The following is a 19040-nucleotide window of genomic DNA, read 5'->3' on the forward strand; positions in this document are numbered from 1 at the left end:
CCCGCTGGGCAGGCTGCAGGGATGCCGGTGGTTTCGTCCGAGTCGGCTCTGGCCCTGAAGCGGCGTGCCCGGCGGATCAACCGTGCGCTGGCGGAAAAGTACCCTTACGCCCACGCGGAACTGGACTTCACCAACCCGTTTGAGCTGCTGGTGGCCACGGTCCTTTCAGCCCAGACCACCGACGTCACCGTCAACCTGGTCACGCCGGTGCTCTTCGGACGCTACCCGGACGCCCGTGCCATGGCCGAAGCGGACCCGGCCGTGCTCGAGGAGATCCTCAAGCCCACCGGGTTCTTCCGGGCCAAGTCCCGGAACCTGCTGGCCCTTGCCACCCGCCTGGTGGACGAGTACGACGGCGTGGTCCCCGGCCGGATCGAGGACCTGGTCACGCTCCCCGGCGTGGGGCGCAAAACTGCCAACGTGGTCCTGGGCAACGCCTTCGGCATCCCCGGCATCACCGTGGACACCCACTTCGGGCGGCTGGCCCGGCGGTTTAATTGGACGCAGTCGGACGATCCTGTGCAGGTTGAATCGGACGTGGCTGAACTGTTCGAGCCGCGGGACTGGACCATGCTCTCGCACCGGGTGGTATTCCACGGCAGGCGCGTCTGCCACTCCCGGAAGCCGGCCTGCGGCGCCTGCCCGGTGGCCAACTGGTGCCCCAGCTATGGGCTCGGCGAACTGGATCCGTTGAAGGCCGCGAAGCTCCTCAAATATGAGCTCGCGCCGGGCAATGAGGCGTTGCTGGAGCAGTTGCAGGCTGATACGCACCGGGCGGCCGAGATCCGGATGGCGTCGCAGCGGCGGCCCCTTTGAAAATCGGGGAAAACCCGTGAGCGCCAGGGAGGACCTGCTGGGACTGGCGCGGCGGGCGGCTTCCGGATCCAACACCACCCCGGACCCGCGGTGGGCGGCGCTGACCGTCGACGCGAGCCTGGCCCGCCGGGCCGCCGTCCTGATGCTGTTCGGCGCCCTTGACGACGTCCCCGCGGTATCCGGCAAGCCGCTGGCCCCCGCCGATCTCGACGTGCTGCTGCTGGAACGGGCCCATACGCTCGGATCGCATCCCGGCCAGGTCGCCTTCCCGGGCGGCAGCCTGGATGCGGGTGAATCCGCCGTGGAGGCAGCCCTCCGTGAGGCTGAGGAGGAAACCGGCCTGGACTCGGGCGGCGTTGAAGTCCTGGGCACCCTGCAGCAGCTCGGCCTGGCCCACAGCAACTTCCTGGTGACCCCTGTGCTCGGCTGGTGGGCGTCGCCGTCGCCGGTGCGCGTGATGGACTATGCAGAATCCGCCCAGGTCTTCCGGATCCCCGTCCGTGATCTGCTCGACCCGGACAACCGGGTCATGGCCACAGTCCACCGGGCCGGGCGTTCGTTCGACAGCCCGGCCTTCACAGTGAACGGCGTGGTGGTGTGGGGTTTCACCGGCATTGTGCTCAGCGGCCTCTTCGACCAGCTGGGCTGGTCCGTGCCCTGGGACAGCACCAGGCTGCACCCCATTAGCGTGTAGGTATTAGGGCGGCCGCGCGCGCCATTGAGCGCGGCCACCCGGTTGTTGGGGCCTTTTCAGGCCTTATGTATGGGTCAGGCCTGCTGTTGCCGCAGGTCGACCACGATTCCTGTCGCGGCGTTCTCGCGCATTGCGTTGACGCCGTCCATCAGCTTGTTCAAGGATTTAAAGCTTGGTGAAACGGCAACAATGTTGCCCTCTGCGTCCGTAAGCCGGAGCCGGTAGGACTCGTCTCCTGCCCGGTGAATCTCAAATCTGCCCGCCATGCCGGACCTCCCCTGGTGTGCGTCGTCGCATCAGCCGTCCGACCGGTCTGCATCAGTCGCCGCTACAGACTGTAATCCGCGTCACGCGGTGCGTCGAGCTACTGCCCGGTAGGTTACTTTCTCCGTCATATGGGTAGGAAACCGGGTTTGGCTTGTTCGCGTTGGAGGCCTACTTGGCCAGATCGTAGGAGTCCACCACCGCGACACTGACGGGAAACTCCACCGGGATGGGACCGAACAGGAGGTCCTTCGCGGCACCGGCGGCGTCCTCAATCGCCCTGATGCATTCGTCCACCGCGCCCGCCGGGGCGTGCACCATGACTTCGTCGTGGAGGAAGAACACCAGCTCAGGACCGCCACCGCCAGGCCCTGCACCGGTGCCGTCCGCGCGGAGGGTGCGCAGCCGCCGTCGTAATTCCGCCAGCCAGCACGCAGCCCAGTCCGCAGCCGAGCCCTGGACCACGAAGTTGCGGGTAAACCGGCCCCGGGACCTGGCAATCGACTCGGCGCGGCGCTGTTCCTCAGCGGTGGCCGAGCGCTGGCTTTGGTACCAGCGCTCCGACGGCGGCGGGCTGCTGCGCCCCAGCCGGGTGGTTACCGTGCCGCCGGCCTCGCCGGCCCGGGCGGCCTGTTCCACGAAGTCCACGGCCCGCGGATACGTCCGTGCCAACTGCGGCATGAGGCGGCCGGATTCGCCGGACGTGGCACCGTACATCGCCCCGAGCAGGGCCACCTTGGCTTTGGCGCGGTCGCCGCCGAAACCTTTGGCGGCGATGCCCGCATAAAGGTCCTGGTCCCGCGCGGCTTCGGCCATGACCGAGTCCCGGGCCAGGGCCACCAGAACCCGCGGCTCCAGCTGCGAGGCGTCGGCCACGATCAGCTTGTAGCCAGGATCCGCGTGCACGGCACCACGGATCTGCCGGGGGATCTGGAGTGCGCCGCCGCCCCGCGACGCCCAGCGGCCGGACACTACGCCGCCCACCACGTACTCTGGCCGGAACCTCCCGCCCGCCACCCAGGCATCGAGCCAGGACCAGCCGTTCGCCGTGTGCAGCCGCGACAGTTTCTTGTACTCCAGCAGCGGGCCGATGACTGGATGGGGAGAGTCTTTCAGCTCCCATTTGCTGGTGCTCTTCACCTCGATGCCGTTGCGGTGCAGGGCGCGGATGAGTTCCTGCGGCGAGTCCGGGTTCAGCGTGGGGGAGCCGAGCAGTTGCCGCAGATCGCCGGCCAGCGCCTCCAGCCGTGGCGGCCGCTGCCCGGCGGGCGGACGCGGGCCAAGGTAGCCAGCCAGGATTTCCTCGTGCAGATCCTCCCGCCACGGCACCCCGGCGTATTGCATCTCGGCGGCGATCATCGCGCCCGCTGATTCAGCGGCCAACAGCAGCTGCAGGCGGCCGCGCATGCTGCCGTCGGTGCCGGCACCGGCCAGGGCGGACTGCTGTGCCGCGTACTCGGTCCGCAGCTCTTCCGGGGTATGGCGCAGGGGCGGGACGCTGCCCGGGTCCTCGAACAGGGCGCCCTGGTCCGCCGGGGGAGCAGGGGGAAGCAGCGACTTTGGCGGCAGGACCGTATCGTCCACTGGGGTCCTGTCCGACGTGCGGGCGTACTCGGTGTGTTCGGTGAACTGCGAAAAGGCCAGGATATTGCCGCAGAGCGTGAGGTCGTAGCAGCGCTCGAGTTCCACGCCGGCCCGCAGCAGCGCCGGGTACCAGTCCTGGGTTCGGTGCCAGATCCAACGGGGCGGCGTGGGGCCGCTTTCCAGCTGGCGGACGACGGCGGGAAGGTCGCCGGTGCTGACGACGCGGACTCCGGGATTGGCCGGCTCGGGTTCGCCTGCCTGGGTGAGTTCCTGCAGCGCGGCCCCGGAGGGGTGGGCGGCGAGCAGGACATACATGCTCCAATTGTGCACGCTTGGCGGGACGCTTCCGTACGGCGGTACACCTCACCCAGCCCCACATCAGCCTTATCCACATAGCCGCCGGCGGACCTTACCTGCCGCCGCCGCGGCGTGGAGAGTGGCTCCATGAGCAGGCACCAGATACTTCCTCCACCGCCGGGGCAGGGCACTGTTGGGTCCGGCGGCGATGTCCCGGGCTCCCCGCCGGCACCTTCGTCGCGTGCACCCGCCGGACCAGCGGACGGGTCCACTGACGCGTGGCTGCCTGACGCATCCGGGGAAGTGCTGCTGGTGACGGCGTCGGCTTTCCTCCGCTCCGAGGTGGAACGGATTGTTGCTGCCGCCGGCGGACGCCTGCGCGTGGCCCTGGATGCCGCAGAGGGCGGCCGTCACTGGGACGGGGCGGCGGCGGTGCTGGTGGGCAGTGACATCCGGGAGCTGCTACCCCGGCGGCGGGCGCCTGCCGTCCTTGTCGGCCTGGACGGTGAAGGAGACAGCCTGTGGCATCTGGCCGCCGCGCTTGGAGCCGAACGCGTGGCCGTGCTCCCGGATGCCGCTGCCTGGCTGGCTGACCATCTGAGCCGGTCACGGACGCCGGGGCCCGGTGGCCTGGTTCTCGGCGTGACCGGCGGCTGCGGCGGTGCGGGCGCCACCACGGCGGCCATCTGGATTGCGCAGGCAGCGGCGGGCATGGGTGCGCGTGTACTGCTGGTGGATGGCGATCCCTGGGGCGGCGGGCTGGAACTGGCCATCGCCGCCGAGGACTACCCGGGGTTGCGCTGGCCGGACCTGTCCGACGCCCGGGGCAGCATCGACCCCCTCCAGCTGGCCGACTCCCTGCCTGTGTCCGGGGGTTTCTCGTTCCTGTCCTGGCCCGCCAGCCGCGAACAGCCCGATCAGGTGGCAGCCCCCGCTGCCGCCGGTGTCCTGGACGCTGCCCGGCGGGGTTACGAACTCGTGGTGGTGGATATCGGCCGCCGGGCCGAGCCGCTGAAGACGTTCGCCTGGGACTGCGACCGCATCTTTGTGGTGGTCCCGGCCCAGCTAAAGGCTGCGGTTGCGGCGGTGCGGTTGCTGCAGGAATTCCCGCCCGTGGAAGCGTCGGTGCTGGTGCGGGGCAAACCGGGGGCTGCCATTGACGGCCCGCTCCTCGCCGACGCCATCGGGCTTCCCGTCCTGGGCCGGATGCCCGAACTGCGGGGCATGGCTGCTGCCGTGGAATCCGGCAGGCTCCTGGATATTGGCAGGCGGCGCAGCGTGCGGCGCTTCGCCGGCACGGTGCTCGATTCCCTCGGTGACGGGCTGCCCGTGGGAGAACCGGTATGACCCCGGGCGACAGGGAGGCATCCGGGGCTGTTGCGGCACCTCCCGATGTTTCCGCGCTTCCGCCACGGTCCCGGCGAAGTGCCCGGATCCTGGAAGGGCAGCGGCGCGGACCCCACCCGGGCGGGACCCAGGCCCGGGGCCGTCCTGTCGATGCGGGCCTGCTGGAATCGGTACGCGAAACGATGATGGCCGAGGCCGGGGCTGTGACTCCGTCCCGGGTGGCCGCCGCGGTCCAGGCCACCGGAAAGCTGCTGGGAACTGCGGGAGCGCTGGCCGCAGTGGAACGGATCAGCGCGGAGCTGAACGGATTGGGTCCCCTGCAGGAGCTCACCCGGGACCCCGCCGTGACGGACATCTTCGCTAATGCTCCGGACTCCGTTTGGGTGGACCGGGGGCGCGGCATCGAGCGTGTGGCAGTGGCATTCGAGGGCGAATCCCAGCTGCGCGCGCTCGCCTGCAGGCTTGTGGCGGCGGGCGGGAGGCGGCTGGACGACGGGTCGCCCTGCGTTGATGTCCGCCTGCCGGGCGGCTATCGTGTCCACGCTGTCTTGCCGCCCGTCTCCACCGCGGGGACCCTGTTGAGTATCCGCATCAGGCGCGAGCACGTTTTCGGCATGGACGAGCTGCAGGCAGGAGGCATGTTCAGCCGGCCGGTCCGGGACGTACTGGCGAAGGTTGTGGAGCAAAGGCTGAGCTTCCTGGTCAGCGGCGCCACCGGCTCCGGAAAGACCACCCTGCTATCAACGCTGCTGGGGCTGTGTGCGGCGGGGGAGCGGCTCGTCCTCATCGAGGACGCCTCGGAACTGAATCCTGTCCACCCGCACATCGTTTCCCTGGAGTCCAGGCACGGAAACCTGGAAGGGGGCGGCGAAGTGGACCTGGGCGAACTGGTACGGCAGGCCCTGCGCATGCGCCCCGACAGGCTGGTGGTGGGTGAGTGCCGCGGCGCCGAGGTCCGGGAGCTCCTCACCGCCATGAATACAGGCCACAGCGGCGGAGGCGGCACCATCCATGCCAACACAGCGGCCTCGGTTCCGGCCAGGCTCACGGCACTCGGTGCGCTGGCAGGGATGAGTCCGGACGGCGTGCGGCTCCAGGCAGCCAGCGCGTTGGACGTGGCCATCCACGTCGAACGGACGCCCCGGGGACGCGAAGTCACGTGCATCGGTGTTTTCGTCGATTCTCCGGAGGGGCTGACGGTAGTGCCGGCCCTGGAAACTGCGGCCGGTGTCGCCGGGCCCGCGTGGCCGGCGCTGGCCGCGCGGCTCGGCATTGACCCGGAGGACATCCGGTGATTGTCCTGCTGGCGCTTACCCTTTCCCTGGCGGCGCTGCTGCTGCTCAAGCCGCCACGGGGTGCTGCCGCGCGGCTCCGCCGTGCCGCGGGCGGGCCGCCCGCCCGGGCATCCAATCTGATGGGCAGGCCCGCTCCCAGACCACTCTCGCGCCGTGGACATAGGGTGTCGGGAAAGAACGCACCGGCGGGGTCACCCCTGACCGTCCTGGTGCAGCAGCTGGCTGCGCTGCTCAAGGGCGGCCGGACGCCCGCCAGGCTGTGGGACGAACTCTGGATCGTTTATGGAACGGACGTCCCGCAACCATCCGCGGGGGATGCCGCTGCCGGTCCGCCCAAGGCTGGGCTGTCGGACGGTTCCCTGGCCCTCCTGGCCACAGCACGCGGTGCCGCGGCGCGTGGCACACCGGTGTCAGCGGCCATCAGGCGGGCATTGCCGGAGGTGTTTTCCGGCGGGTGCCGGGAGGCAAGGATCTGGTCCGAGCTGGCAGCCTGCTTTGATATCGCCGAGGCCAGCGGATGCCCCCTCGCTGATGTGCTCACCCGCTTTGCGGCCCAGCTCGAGGTGGAGGCCGACGCGGACGCGGCGCGCCAGACTGCCCTGGCCGGCCCCAAAGCCACGGTCACGCTGCTGACTTGGCTGCCGTTGATGGGCCTGGGGCTCGGGATGGCACTGGGCGTTGACCCGCTTGCCATGCTGTTGGGTACGCCCCTTGGCCTGGCTGCCTTGCTGGGCGGCGCGGCCCTGACAGTTGCCGGCAGGCTCTGGTCCTCGCGCCTGGTGGCAACTGCCGCAGGAACCGGGAAGCTGTGACGGGCGCCTGCATCGCGGCATTGGGGCTGTTCGCCGTCCTTGCCGCCGCAGCGTTCCTTGCCTGCGCCGGACGCGGCAGGGCCCGGGCACGGCTCCGCACCCTGGAATTGCACGGCCCGGGCCCGGGGCGCACGTCAACAATCCCGGAGCTCCGCAACCGGGCCGGACCCGGCCTTGCTGACACCGCCATGATGCTGGAACTCGTGGCGGCCATGCTCGACGCCGGTTCCAGCATCGGCCGCGCCCTGGAACTGGTCTCCTTGTCCGCCTCGGCGAAGTACAGCGAATCACTGCGGCCGGTGGTTTCGGCCCTGGCCATCGGTGCCGACTGGGAAACGGCCTGGCGCAGCTCCGCCGTCCGCCAGCCCGACATCCTCGAGTTGCGGGATGCACTGGGCTTCGCTGCGCTGACCGGCGCGCCGTCGTCGGCCATCCTCTATGCCCAGGCGGCCAGGCTCCGCCGGGAACGGTTCCGGGCCGCCGAAAAGCGTGCCGCGTCGCTGGGCGTCAAGCTCGTCATTCCGCTGGGACTGTGTTCGCTCCCTGCCTTCATCTGCCTCGGCGTGGTCCCCGTGCTGCTGGCCCTGGTGCCCTCGGGCTCCTGACGGCGGCAACGGGGGTCCAGCGGCCCCCGGGCCGGAGCCCGCTGTCCAGTCCTCCACAGCGGCTGGCCGCCACTGCTTATCCACTTACCAAAACAGGGACCTTACCGGCCGCCGCCCGCGCCGGAAGAGTCATCACCAGCCGGAAGAACCTCCGGCCCTACGGAAGGAAGAACCACATGTCCATGAACCACCACCGTCACACCTTTGCCGGCACGTCCGCACTCGCCGCCCGGCCCGCTCCCACAGGCCGCAGCGCCGGTGGGCCACAGTCCATCGGCCGTGCACGGGACAGCACCCTGCCGGCCAACGTCGTGGAGCTGCGGCCCGGGTCCGGTACGTCCCGCCGCCAGCGGCGTTCCGTCCGGCTGATGGGGTCGGAAGCCGGAATGGCCACCGCCGAGTACGCCATCGCCACCCTCGCCGCTGTCGGATTCGCGGGCCTGCTGGTCTTCATCCTCCGCAGCGATGAAGTCCGGGGGTTCCTGCTGAACCTGATCCGTACGGCGCTGGCGTTGCCGTGACAGCTGCGCCGGCCGTGGCGGGTGTCCCGGACGCACGGGGAGCCGCTCCGCAGCGGGCGAATACTGCGGCTGCGTGCCGGGGTGCGGTCACAGCCGAGTTCGCCGTCACCCTTCCCGTTGTGGTGGCCCTGCTGGCCATGCTCCTGGCGGGAGCCGCCGCCGGCGTCACGCAGCTGCGGATCGAAGAGGGGGCACGGTCCGGCGCCAGGGCCCTGGCCAGGGGCGAAGACCCTGCCACCGTGGCGCAGACCGTCCGCACCCTCGCGGGTGGAACAGCAGCCGCCACGGTGGTAGCCGAGGGCGAATGGTTCAACGTCACCGTGACGGACCGCGTGGGAGGCCCGCTGGGAACATCCATCCCGTGGACCCTCACTGCCCGGGCGTCCACCCGAGCGGAGCGCACGGCCGGTGCGCCCGCAGTGAGCAGCGGCCTCACTGACGGAAAGGGAAACAGGTGACAGCGGGCCGGCTGGTTGGCGACAACCGGGAACGGGGATCCGGCACCATCCTCGCGGCCGGGCTGGCGTTGGTGGTCCTGATGGCAGCCGTGCTGGTGATGCTGCTGGCCCAGTCAGCAGTGCAGGCCAGCCGTGCCGCGTCGGCCGCGGATCTGGCAGCGCTCGCAGGGGCAGACGCCCTGCGCGGAATCTCGGCAGGCGAGCCCTGCGCCGTGGCCAACGACGTCGCATCCCGGCACGCGGCACGGGTCCTCAGCTGCGTAGAGGGCCCCGGGCAGACCCTGGAAGTCCGGACGGAACTGCAGGAACGATCGATGCTGGGCGCGGCAACCGGGCGCGCACGTGCCGGACCGCCGCCCTAGGCTGTCTGCGGTGCGAGCCGGGTACCTAGGTGAGCCGGGATCCTGTGTCCGGCTGTTCAACCGGCGCGGACTCTGTGGCGTCCCTCAGCAGGACGCCAAGGAGGGTGATGGCGGCTGCCTTGTCCAACGGGTTGTTCTTGTTGCCGCATTTGGGTGACTGGACGCAGGACGGGCACCCGGACTCGCACTCGCAGGCTTCGATGGCAGCCCGGGTGGCCGCCAGCCACACCTTGGCCTTTTCGAAACCGCGCTCCGCAAATCCGGCGCCGCCGGGGTGCCCGTCGTACACAAAGATGGTGGGTACCCCGGTGTCGGCGTGCAGGGCCGTCGAGACACCGCCGATGTCCCAGCGGTCGCTGGACGCCACCAGCGGCAGCAGGCCTATCGCGGCGTGTTCGGCAGCATGCAGGGCCCCGGGGAACTGGGCCTCGATGAGACCGGCGGCGGTGAGGGAGCGGTTGTCCACCACGAACCAGACCGCCTTCGTGAACAGGTCCCTTGCCCCGAGTTCCAGCGGCTCCTCGCCCAGGATTTCATTGGAGATCAGGGCCTTGCGCTGGAAGGAGACAACCTGGGTGGTGACCTTCACGTCACCGAAGTGGACAGTGATGTCGCCCCACTGCATGGTCCGCTTTGTTTCCAGCACCTCGATCTGGGTGACATCCCGGGCCGTGGTGTAGTAATCGGGGTTGGCGCGGCGGACCACCACGCAGTGGTCCTCCTCATTCAGGTCTTCCACCACGTAGCTGTCACCCTGGTGGATGTACACGGCGCCGTTGTGCGCCTGGTAGTGGGTTTGGGGGGAGTCCATGGTGCCGAGCAGCGAGCCGGTGTCCGCGTCCACGATGCTGACGGGACCGCCGCCGTCGGCCCTCAAATTGACCATGGCCGCGGCGCTCTGGGGGTGGGTCCAGAACCAGCCGGCCGGGCGGCGCCGCAGGTACCCCTGCGAGACCAGCCGGTCCAGCAACCCCTCGGCGGTGCCGCCGAACAGTCCCAGCTCGCCCGGACCGAGGGGCAGCTCGGCTGCGGCAGCGCAGAGGTGCGGACCCAGCACATAGGGGTTGGCGGGGTCGAAGACCGTGGCTTCCACTGATACGTCGAAAATGGCCTCGGGGTGGTTCACCAGGAAGGTGTCCAGGGGATCGTCGCTGGCAACAAAGGCCGCGATGGCATCCTGTCCGGCCCGGCCCGCCCGTCCGATCTGTTGGAACAGGGACGCCCTGGTGCCGGGCCAACCCGCCACCAGCACCGCGTCCAGCCCGGATATGTCGATACCCAGTTCCAGCGCCGACGTGCTGGAAACCCCCAGCAACTGGCCTGACCGCAGGGCCTTTTCCACTGCCCGGCGTTCCTCCGGCAGGTAACCGGACCGGTAGGCGGCCACCCGCTGCGGGAGGCTGGGATCCACCTCGTCCAGCAGGCGTTTGGTGATGGTCGAAATGGTTTCGGCTCCGCGCCGCGACTTGATGAACGCGATGGTCCGCACCTGGGCAGAGACGAGGTTGGCCAGCAGGTCCGCGGTCTCGGCCACTGCGGTGCGCCGCTCCTTCGCCCCGTTTTCACCGCGTAACTCGGTCAGCGCAGGCTCCCAGAACGCCACAGTGGTGGAACCGTGGGGTGAGGCGTCCCGGGAGACGGCCTTGACCGGTGCACCGATCAGCCGGGAGAAGGACGTGTCAGGGTCAGACGCCGTGGCGGACGCTGCAATGAACACCGGCTCAGGAAAGGAACTGCCGGCCCCGTAGTAGGCGCAGATCCGGCGGAGCCGCCGCATCAGGTTGGCCACATGGGATCCGAAAACGCCGCGGTAGCTGTGGGCCTCGTCCACGATGACGTACCGGAGGCGGCGGAAGAATCCTGCCCACCACGCATGGTTGGGCAGGATGCCGAAATGCAGCATGTCCGGGTTGGCCAGGATGAAATTGGCGTGGTCCCGGATCCAGCGCCGGGACGAGGGGTCTGTGTCGCCGTCGTAGGTTTCGGCCCGGACGGCGGGCAGCCGGAGCGCACGGATGGCGTTCAGCTGGTCGGCGGCCAGGGCCTTGGTGGGGGAGAGGTACAGTGTGACCGCTCCGTCGTCGTGGATCTTCCCGGGCTCGGCCAACACCCGCAGTTCGGACCGGTGGATGGCGTCCAGGGCCGGCAGCTGGTAGGCGAGAGACTTTCCCGACGCCGTTCCGGTGGCCACCACCACGTGGCCGCCGCCATGGGCGATGTCTGCTGCCTCCACCTGGTGCCGGTATGGCTCCCCGATCCCCAGCGAGCCGTACGCCGCCACCAGGTCCGGGTGCACCCACTCCGGCCACGGCTCATGGACCGCGGCGCGCGCGGGAATGGTCCGGACATGACGCAGCTGCTCCGGGTCCGGGCCGCGGCCCAGCAAAGGGATCAGGGAGTCATGGGGGTTCACCCCAACATTGTTTCACCCGGCACGGACACCGCCGGCGGGGTTCGCCATCGGGGTAAAGGACCTCCGCGCTGACCGTCGGCGGAGTCAGCTCAGGGACAGGTCCGAACCGTCGTGCGACGCCGAGAGCATCAGTACCTGCGAAACAGTGCTCCATCCCAGGTGGGAGTACAGCTTCTGGCCGTCGATGGAGGCCAGCAGCAGCCCCGTCTGCACGTCGTGTTCGAATGCCTGCGCTGCCAGCGCCCGCATGATGAAGCTGCCCAGTCCGCGGCGCTGGAACGCCGGCTCTGTGATGATTTTGTCGAAGACTGCCGTCTCACCCACCACGAAGACCCTGCCACTGGCCGCAGGCGCCTCACCGGATTTGACCTCGGCATAGTGCACGCCATGGTGGGTGGACGTGGTCAGGGACAGGTCGTCGTCGGAGAGCCAGGGGTCCTCGGCATCCTGCGTTTCCATGTCCACGATCATCATGGTTTGGGAATCGGAGGTGACGTTCAGCCCGTGCCTGGCCGCCAGCGCCGTGTACCGGGGAATGTCATTGGTGAGGATGGTCAGGACCCGCGGCGCGGCTTCCGCGGTCCTGGCGGCCAGCTCAGCGAACTCCTGGTCAGTGGGGTCGGCGGCGAAGTATTCCCATTCCCCGCTGGTGTCGGACCGGAGCGCGGCGGGGAAGCGGCCCTCGGTGGAGGTCTGGTACCCGCGGCAGCCGGCCCAGCCCGCCACCCACACTTCAAGAAGGCCAGTGATGTCTTCAATCAACGTTTCCGGACTCATGGCATGAAGACTATGCCAGCCCGATCACAAGCAACAGGGTACGCCCCAGAGCTTATGCAATTCGTGATGGAGCGGACGCGGACACGGTTCGTGGAAAGGCAGATACCCTTAAATACGTGGCTTTGAACCGAATCGTCCTTTTTTACGGCTTTACCCCCATCCCGGATCCCGACGCAGTGCGGCTCTGGCAGCGTGCCCTCTGCGAGAAGCTCGGCCTGACCGGCAGGATCATCATCTCCAAGGACGGCATCAACGCCACCGTGGGCGGCGAGATCGGCGCGGTCAAGCAGTACGTCAAGACCACCCGCGAATACAAGGGCTTCCACGGCATCGACGTGAAATGGTCCGACGGCGGCGCGGAGGACTTCCCCCGGCTGAGCGTCAAGGTCCGTGACGAGATCGTCTCCTTCGGCGCACCCGGCGAGCTCACAGTGGACGCCGGCGGCGTGGTGGGCGGCGGAACACACCTCAAGCCCGAGGAACTCCACCAGCTGGTGGACGCCCGGAAGCAGGCCGGCGAGGACGTGGTCTTCTTCGACGGCCGCAACGCGTTCGAGGCCCAGATCGGCAGGTTCAAGGACGCGATCGTCCCGGACGTGGCCACCACGCACGACTTCATCAAGGAACTCGAGTCCGGCAAATACGACGCCCTGAAGGACAAACCGGTAGTCACGTACTGCACCGGTGGAATCCGATGCGAAGTCCTGTCCAGCCTCATGGTCAACCGCGGCTTCAAGGAGGTCTACCAGCTGGACGGCGGGATCGTCCGCTATGGTGAGGCCTACAAGGACCAGGGCCTGTGGGAGGGCTCGCTGTACGTCTTCGACAAACGCATGCACCTCGAATTCAGCGACGAAGCCAAAACCATAGGCGAATGCGTCCGCTGCAAGGCGCCTACCAACAAGTTCGAAAACTGCTCCAATCCCAGCTGCCGCACCCTCACGCTGTACTGCGCGGACTGCGCCGCCAGCCCGGAAACCCTCCGCTGCCCCGGGGGCTGCGCGGCCTGACCGGCTGCGCCCAGCCGCCGTCTGCCCCTTTACAACTTGCGGAGCCGGAAAGCGTAGTTGGCCCCGGTCCTGGCCTCCACCGTGACGGTCAGGGCAGTCGGCGCCGAAAGGTAGATGACGTTCTCACGGTTGATGCCGCAGCGCAGGCCCAAATCCACCAGGGTCAGCGTGTCGCTGCGGACGGTGAAGTTCACGCGGCGCTGGCTCCGGCAGGCCAGGGTCAACGCGTAGGTCCCTGTACCCAAGGCGGGCGAGGCATCGGACCGCACTTCGCCGGCGGCCAGCACGCCGGCGCCAGTGTGGACGGCGGGCTGCGGGGCCGGCAGCGTGCGGGCCACCCACCCGTCCAGCTCATCCTGGCCCACGGGGTCGCGCGTCAGCGGATCCCTGGTGAAGAGGGGACCAGGGACGGCGGTCGCCTCTGCCCCCGCCGACGCGGCGTAGTTCCGGCCGTCGTCGTACGTGTATTCGCAGCCGCCCAGCGCCAGGCCGGCCGCCAGCACAACGCCAACGACGGCGCCTGCCGGCTTCCGCGCTGGCGTCGCCCGTGCTGCCGCCCGTGGTGTCGCTCCGCAGGGGGCTCCCAAGGGACGCGGCACGGAGAATCTCCGCACACTGGGCATATCCCGACTTTATGCCTGCGGGCGCCCGCCTGCCAGAGCAGGAACCACCGTATTAACGCGCTGCCGCCGGAGCCAGCTGGTAGGCGTAAATGAGCGGCGCATCAACGCTTGAGGTGCTGATTTCGAGCCTGCCCGCTTCGGGGAGCGCAACCTTGGACGTCTCCTTGCTGCCGTTGCAGGCAGCCCCCGCCTCGGTGATCGCGGCGCCGTTCAGCGATACCGCGAAGAAGGCCTTTCCGCCGCCGTCGCAGGTGGCCGTCAGCGTGTAGTTGCCCGCGGGGACGTCGGCAGCCCCCTGTACGATCCGGTCGCGGTTGAGGATCTTGCCGGCGTCGTCAAGAACCGAGTCCGGGGCCGTGGGGAGCGCCGTGGTGCGCCACTGCGGAACATCGGCGTTCTCCACCGAAACAACTGATGAGCAACCAGCCAGGGCCAGGGCAGCCAGCGCGGCAGCAGCGGCCGCAATGGCCTTCAGCTTCGGCCCGCCGGACCGTTCCGGAGGGTGGGTGGCGGACCGCATGCGGGCACGCGCCAGGAAGGGAAGGCTGGAAGGCATGCCTCAACGCTACCTGCTGTCCCGTCCCGGACTAAACTTGTCCGGTGCCTGAAACCCCCTTTGAGTTCACTGCCGGCAACACTCCCGACGCTCCCCGCAGCGACCTGCCCCACCTGCTCCGGGCGCTCGCCGCGGACCTGCGGCGGCTGGACTACACGCTCGACGGCGTCGCGGGCCTCCTGGGTCCGTCAGCGTCCGCCGCGCTGAACCGGGACCAGATCATCCCTGCGATGCTGGCCGTGGACCGTGCCGTCCGGGAGGACGCTGCCGCGGCGCCCCTGGCCGCCGTCGTGCGCCTCTGGCTCCTGGCCGAACCGCAGGACAGGGCAACGCTCGACGCCGCCCTGCCGGGGATTCGTGCGGAAGGCCTGGAAGAGCTGGGGCTGCTGCAGCCCGTACCCGGCACCGGCCGCCTGTCCGCCAAAGCGGACCTGCGGCCCTACGGCTGGGAGAAGAATGAAGACGGCAGCGGCGGCGCCGAACTGTGGGTGGCCAGCGACCTCGCCGCGCACCAGCAGGCCGGCGTCCTGCGGCATGACCACGTCCTGGGCATCGGGCAGGCTTCCACCACCCTGGTGCAGACCACCGTCCGCCGGCACGCCGCCCGGGCCCTGGACCTGGGAACCGGCTGCGGAATACAGTCCTTCCACCTGCTGCACCACTGCGAGCACGTCACGGCCACCGACATTTCCGAACGCGCCCTGGCCTTCACCCGCTTCAACATCCTGCTCAACGCGGAGGCCCTCTCGGTTGACCCCGGCCGGCTGGCCGACCGGGTGAGCCTGCGGCTCGGCTCACTCCTGGAGCCCGTGGCAGTCGAGGAGTTCGGCCTGGTGGTATCCAACCCGCCCTTCGTGATCACCCCGCGCAGCGCCGGCGAGGACGCCGCGGACCAGTTCACCTACCGCGACGGCGGCCTGCCTGGCGACGAAATCGTCGCTTCCCTCGTGGCGGACCTTCCCACGGTGCTGGCGCCCGGCGGCACGGCCCAGATGCTGGGCAACTGGGAAGTGGCAGCCGGTACCGAATGGCACGAACGTCCCCAGTCGTGGGTCCGGCCCGGCACCGACGCCTGGTTCATCCAGCGGGAGCAGGTCAGCCCCGAACAGTACGCGGAGACGTGGCTGCAGGACGCTTCCGAGGGCAGGGACCGCGACCACTACCGCGACGCCTATGGGGCGTACCTTGCCGACTTCGCCTCCCGGAACGTCGAGGGCATCGGCTTCGGCATGGTGTGGCTCCGGCGCCCGGCGGCAGAAACTCCCACCGGGCAGCCCGTCCTCCGGCGTTTCGAGGAAATCAGCTACCCCATCGAGCAGCCTGTCGGCCCCCACCTGGGCGCCGCCGTCGAACGCAGCGACTGGCTGGCGGCGCACTCTGTGGCGGACGCGTACCTGCTGGTGGCCGGCGATGTCACGGAGGAGCGCCACCAGCGGCCCGGTGCCGAGCACCCGGGCGTGATCCTGTTGCGGCAGGGTGCCGGGCTGCGGCGTACCAACCTCCTCAGCACCGAACTTGCCGGGTTCGTGTCAGCGTGCGACGGCGACCTGACCGCCGGCCAGATTGCCGGCGCCCTTGAGGCGCTGCTGGGCAGCGGGGACGACGGATCCGGGGAGGGTTCCTTCCGCGGGAGGCTGCTGGCGGACGTCGAAAATTTGGTCCGCGACGGCTTCCTCCTGCCGGCCGAAAATTGACCTTCCACCCGTGGTCTCAGCACCCCTTTTGGTACCCCCCGTTTTCCACATGAATGCGCAGGATTGTCCAAAATATGGTGAACTAGGCCAATATGGGCTCATCTGCCCCAGCAACCTTTTTCTGTAGGAGCACCGTGCCAAGCAAGGCCAAAACCGGCAAGAAACTCGTGATTGTGGAGTCTCCGGCCAAGAGCAAGACCATCGCCAAGTACCTCGGCGAGGGCTTCATCGTTGAGGCCTCCATTGGTCACATCCGCGACCTGCCGCAGCCGTCGGAGCTCCCCGCCGAACTGAAGAAAACCTCGGTAGGCAAGTTCGCCGTCGACATCGACCACGACTTCAAGCCTTACTACGTGGTGTCCCCGGACAAGAAGAAAAAGGTGACTGAGCTCAAGGCTGCGCTCAAGGACGCCGACGAACTTTACCTCGCAACCGATGGGGACCGCGAGGGCGAAGCCATCGCGTGGCACCTGCTGGAAGTCCTCAAGCCCAAGGTCCCCGTGTACCGGATGACCTTCGGTGAAATCACCAAGGAAGCCATCCAGCGTGCCATGGGCAACCTGCGCGACGTTGACCAGGACCTGGTGGACGCCCAGGAAACCCGCCGCATCCTGGACCGCCTGTACGGCTACGAAATCTCCCCCGTCCTGTGGCGCAAGGTGGCCCGCGGCCTCTCCGCCGGCCGGGTGCAGTCCGTGGTTACCCGCATGGTGGTGGACCGCGAACGCGAACGCATGGCCTTTAAAGCCGCGTCCTACTGGGACCTGACAGGACAGTTCGGTGCGGATTCCGGTTCGTTCAAGGCGAAGCTGGCCTCTGTTGACGGCGCCAAGGTTGCCACCGGCCGCGATTTCAACGACGACGGCGTCCTCACGTCCAAGAACGTGGCGCACCTGAACGAGGAGCTGGCCGCGTCCCTGGCCGCCGGGCTGCAGGACGCACCCTTCACGGTGCGCTCCGTTGAGACGAAGCCGTACACCCGCCGCCCCGCCGCGCCGTTCACCACCTCCACGCTGCAGCAGGAGGCCGGCCGCAAGCTGCGTTTCTCCTCCAAGAGCACCATGCAGATCGCCCAGCGCCTGTATGAAAACGGCTACATCACGTATATGCGTACCGACTCCTCCGCACTAAGCGACGAAGCCTTGACGGCAGCCCGCCGCCAGGCCTCCGAACTTTACGGGCCCGAGTACATCCCCGGTTCCCCCCGCGTCTACACCAACAAGGCAGCCAACGCGCAGGAAGCCCACGAGGCCGTCCGCCCCGCCGGTGACTCCTTCCGTACCCCCGCCCAGGTTGCCTCCCAGCTCCGCGGCGACGAGTTCCGCCTCTACGAACTGATCTGGAAGCGCACCGTCGCCTCGCAGATGGCGGACGCCAAGGGCTCGACGGCGACCATCCGCCTGGGTGCCGTGGCCGTCAGCGGCGACGCTGCCGGCCGCGATGCCGAGTTCAGCGCCTCCGGCACCGTCATCACGTTCCCCGGCTTCCTGGCCGCCTACGAGGAAGGCAAGGACGAGAGCCGCGGCGACGACGACTCCGACGAAGCCCGCCGCCTGCCCAACGTGGCCAAGGGCGACTCGCTGAAGGCCTCGGACATCGTGGCAGTGGGCCACGAAACCTCGCCGCCCCCGCGCTACACCGAAGCGTCCCTGACGGCGGAGCTGGAAAAGAAGGGCATCGGCCGCCCCTCCACCTACGCCTCCACCATCTCCACCATCCAGGACCGCGGCTACGTGCGGAAGCAGGGCTCCGCGCTGGTTCCGAGCTGGATCGCGTTCTCCGTGATCCGCCTGCTCGAGCAGCACTTCTCGGATTACGTGGACTATGAGTTCACGGCGGACATGGAAGGCGACCTGGACAAGATCGCCAACGGCCAGGCCGCGGGCACTTCCTGGCTGCGGCACTTCTACTTCGGTGAAGACTCGGACCCCGGGCTGCTGAGCATCGTGAATAACCTCGGTGAGATCGATGCCCGCGAGATCAACTCCATCCCCATCACCGACCAGATCACGCTGCGGGTGGGCAAGTTCGGACCCTACCTGGAAAGCTCCGCGGCCACGGTTGATCCCAAGACCGGCGAGATCGTCGAATCCCCGCGCGCCAACGTCCCGGAGGACCTGGCACCGGACGAGCTCACCGCCGCCAAGGCTGTGGAACTGATGGAGACGGCGGCGCCGGAGGAACGCGTTTTGGGCGCTGATCCGCACACCGGGCACACCGTCGTTGCCAAGAACGGCCGCTACGGCGCATACGTCACCGAAGTCATTCCCGAGATGACCGAGGAACAGATCGCTGCCCAGCCGGTGGAGTACTACAAGAACGGCAAGCCCAAACCGCCTAAGAAGCCGGTCAAGGCCAAGCCGCGCACCGGGTCGCTGTTCAAGTCGATGACGGTTGAGTCCGTCACCCTGGACGAGGCGCTGCAGCTCATGAGCCTGCCCCGGGCACTGGGGGAGGACTCCGAAGGAAACCTCATCACCGTCCAGAACGGACGGTTTGGCCCGTACCTGAAGAAGGGGACGGACTCCCGCTCCATCGAGACCGAAGAGGAAATCTTCACCATCACGCTGGAGCAGGCGCTGGAGATCTACTCGCAGCCCAAGCAGCGCGGTGCCCGTGCCGCGGTGCCGCCGCTGGCCGAGTTCGGTCCGGACCCGGTGTCCGAAAAGAACATCGTGGTGAAGGAAGGCCGGTTCGGCCCGTACATCACCGATGGCATCACCAACATCACGGTTCCGCGAGCCACCTCGCTGGAGGAGCTCACCCGCGAACAGGCGGTGGAACTGCTCGCCGAAAAACGCGCCAAGGGCCCGGTCAAGCGGACCGCCACCCGCAAGGCGCCGGCCAAGAAGAAGGCAACGGCCAAGAAGTAGCAGCGGTGCCGGCGCGTTTGCGCCGGCCACCGTATCGTG

18 protein-coding genes are annotated in these 19040 nt (G+C 68.6%); 12 read left to right on the forward strand and 6 right to left on the reverse strand.

Features of this window, described 5'->3' with window-relative positions:
* Positions 1-21 precede the first annotated feature (21 nt).
* A complete protein-coding gene (gene nth / locus ACFV4R_RS05785) occupies positions 22-816 on the forward strand; it encodes an endonuclease III (protein ID WP_377201517.1) in 795 nt (264 codons plus the stop codon).
* 16 nt (positions 817-832) lie between these two features.
* Complete coding sequence (locus tag ACFV4R_RS05790) at positions 833-1510, forward strand: NUDIX hydrolase (protein WP_377201516.1); 678 nt, start codon at positions 833-835, stop codon at positions 1508-1510.
* Positions 1511-1584: 74 nt separating this feature from the next.
* Here ACFV4R_RS05790 and ACFV4R_RS05795 read toward each other — a convergent pair whose 3' ends face one another.
* A complete protein-coding gene (locus ACFV4R_RS05795; RefSeq protein WP_056078207.1) occupies positions 1585-1776 on the reverse strand; it encodes a DUF1508 domain-containing protein in 192 nt (63 codons plus the stop codon).
* Positions 1777-1945: 169 nt separating this feature from the next.
* Complete coding sequence (locus ACFV4R_RS05800; RefSeq protein WP_377201515.1) at positions 1946-3673, reverse strand: bifunctional 3'-5' exonuclease/DNA polymerase; 1728 nt, start codon at positions 3671-3673, stop codon at positions 1946-1948.
* A gap of 129 nt (positions 3674-3802) precedes the next feature.
* Between ACFV4R_RS05800 and ssd the strand changes: the two genes are divergently transcribed.
* The 7 genes from ssd (at position 3803) to ACFV4R_RS05835 (ending at position 9055) form a co-directional block, all read left to right on the forward strand.
* On the forward strand, positions 3803-5002 hold the full coding sequence (gene ssd / locus ACFV4R_RS05805) for a septum site-determining protein Ssd (RefSeq protein WP_377201514.1): 1200 nt from the start codon (positions 3803-3805) through the stop codon (positions 5000-5002).
* The gene (locus ACFV4R_RS05810) at positions 4999-6297 is read left to right on the forward strand and encodes a TadA family conjugal transfer-associated ATPase (protein WP_377201513.1); all 1299 of its coding nucleotides are present in this window, start codon (positions 4999-5001) and stop codon (positions 6295-6297) included. The genes ssd and ACFV4R_RS05810 overlap by 4 nt, the downstream gene beginning before the upstream one ends.
* Positions 6294-7109, forward strand: a complete 816-nt coding sequence (locus ACFV4R_RS05815) for a hypothetical protein (protein WP_377201512.1) — start codon at positions 6294-6296, stop codon at positions 7107-7109. The genes ACFV4R_RS05810 and ACFV4R_RS05815 overlap by 4 nt, the downstream gene beginning before the upstream one ends.
* A complete protein-coding gene (locus ACFV4R_RS05820) occupies positions 7106-7714 on the forward strand; it encodes a type II secretion system F family protein (protein WP_377201511.1) in 609 nt (202 codons plus the stop codon). Before ACFV4R_RS05815 ends, ACFV4R_RS05820 begins: the two co-directional genes overlap by 4 nt.
* Before the next feature lie 176 nt (positions 7715-7890).
* Positions 7891-8235, forward strand: coding sequence for a DUF4244 domain-containing protein (locus ACFV4R_RS05825; RefSeq protein ID WP_377201510.1), 345 nt, complete (start codon positions 7891-7893; stop codon positions 8233-8235).
* A complete protein-coding gene (locus ACFV4R_RS05830; protein WP_377201509.1) occupies positions 8232-8693 on the forward strand; it encodes a TadE family type IV pilus minor pilin in 462 nt (153 codons plus the stop codon). The genes ACFV4R_RS05825 and ACFV4R_RS05830 overlap by 4 nt, the downstream gene beginning before the upstream one ends.
* Positions 8690-9055: an Rv3654c family TadE-like protein gene (locus ACFV4R_RS05835; RefSeq protein WP_377201508.1), complete on the forward strand. Its 366-nt coding sequence runs from the start codon at positions 8690-8692 to the stop codon at positions 9053-9055. The genes ACFV4R_RS05830 and ACFV4R_RS05835 overlap by 4 nt, the downstream gene beginning before the upstream one ends.
* Positions 9056-9080: 25 nt before the next feature.
* Here ACFV4R_RS05835 and ACFV4R_RS05840 read toward each other — a convergent pair whose 3' ends face one another.
* Positions 9081-11468: a DEAD/DEAH box helicase gene (locus tag ACFV4R_RS05840; RefSeq protein ID WP_377201507.1), complete on the reverse strand. Its 2388-nt coding sequence runs from the start codon at positions 11466-11468 to the stop codon at positions 9081-9083.
* 84 nt (positions 11469-11552) lie between these two features.
* Positions 11553-12245, reverse strand: a complete 693-nt coding sequence (locus ACFV4R_RS05845; protein ID WP_377201506.1) for a GNAT family N-acetyltransferase — start codon at positions 12243-12245, stop codon at positions 11553-11555.
* Between the two features lie 116 nt (positions 12246-12361).
* Here ACFV4R_RS05845 and ACFV4R_RS05850 point away from each other — a divergent pair, with 116 nt between their 5' ends.
* Positions 12362-13255 carry a rhodanese-related sulfurtransferase gene (locus ACFV4R_RS05850; RefSeq protein ID WP_377201505.1) on the forward strand — a complete coding sequence of 298 codons (894 nt, stop codon included), beginning with the start codon at positions 12362-12364 and terminating at the stop codon, positions 13253-13255.
* Positions 13256-13284: 29 nt separating this feature from the next.
* On the opposite strand, the gene ACFV4R_RS05855 is transcribed toward ACFV4R_RS05850, so the two are convergent.
* Both ACFV4R_RS05855 and ACFV4R_RS05860 read right to left on the reverse strand, forming a co-directional pair.
* Complete coding sequence (locus ACFV4R_RS05855; protein WP_377201504.1) at positions 13285-13854, reverse strand: hypothetical protein; 570 nt, start codon at positions 13852-13854, stop codon at positions 13285-13287.
* Between the two features lie 76 nt (positions 13855-13930).
* Positions 13931-14434: a hypothetical protein gene (locus ACFV4R_RS05860; protein WP_377201503.1), complete on the reverse strand. Its 504-nt coding sequence runs from the start codon at positions 14432-14434 to the stop codon at positions 13931-13933.
* A gap of 44 nt (positions 14435-14478) precedes the next feature.
* Here ACFV4R_RS05860 and ACFV4R_RS05865 point away from each other — a divergent pair, with 44 nt between their 5' ends.
* Together ACFV4R_RS05865 and topA are read left to right on the forward strand one after the other, a co-directional pair.
* Entirely contained in the window at positions 14479-16128 is a 1650-nt protein-coding gene (locus ACFV4R_RS05865) for a methyltransferase (protein ID WP_377201502.1), read from the forward strand.
* Between the two features lie 134 nt (positions 16129-16262).
* The gene (gene topA, locus ACFV4R_RS05870) at positions 16263-19001 is read left to right on the forward strand and encodes a type I DNA topoisomerase (protein WP_377201501.1); all 2739 of its coding nucleotides are present in this window, start codon (positions 16263-16265) and stop codon (positions 18999-19001) included.
* The last annotated feature ends 39 nt before the right edge of the window (positions 19002-19040 follow it).

The organism is Pseudarthrobacter sp. NPDC059871 (assembly GCF_042731175.1).
Classification (GTDB): domain Bacteria; phylum Actinomycetota; class Actinomycetes; order Actinomycetales; family Micrococcaceae; genus Arthrobacter.

Bases quoted from the DNA above. Each gene is read 5' to 3' on its own strand.
- ACFV4R_RS05860 (WP_377201503.1), bottom strand. From the start codon at position 14,434: ATGCCTTCCAGCCTTCCCTTCCTGGCGCGTGCCCGCATGCGGTCCGCC.
- ACFV4R_RS05795 (WP_056078207.1), bottom strand. From the start codon at position 1,776: ATGGCGGGCAGATTTGAGATTCACCGGGCAGGAGACGAGTCCTACCGG.
- ACFV4R_RS05845 (WP_377201506.1), bottom strand. From the start codon at position 12,245: ATGAGTCCGGAAACGTTGATTGAAGACATCACTGGCCTTCTTGAAGTG.
- ACFV4R_RS05800 (WP_377201515.1), bottom strand. From the start codon at position 3,673: ATGTATGTCCTGCTCGCCGCCCACCCCTCCGGGGCCGCGCTGCAGGAA.
- ACFV4R_RS05825 (WP_377201510.1), top strand. From the start codon at position 7,891: ATGTCCATGAACCACCACCGTCACACCTTTGCCGGCACGTCCGCACTC.
- ssd (WP_377201514.1), top strand. From the start codon at position 3,803: ATGAGCAGGCACCAGATACTTCCTCCACCGCCGGGGCAGGGCACTGTT.
- nth (WP_377201517.1), top strand. From the start codon at position 22: ATGCCGGTGGTTTCGTCCGAGTCGGCTCTGGCCCTGAAGCGGCGTGCC.
- ACFV4R_RS05810 (WP_377201513.1), top strand. From the start codon at position 4,999: ATGACCCCGGGCGACAGGGAGGCATCCGGGGCTGTTGCGGCACCTCCC.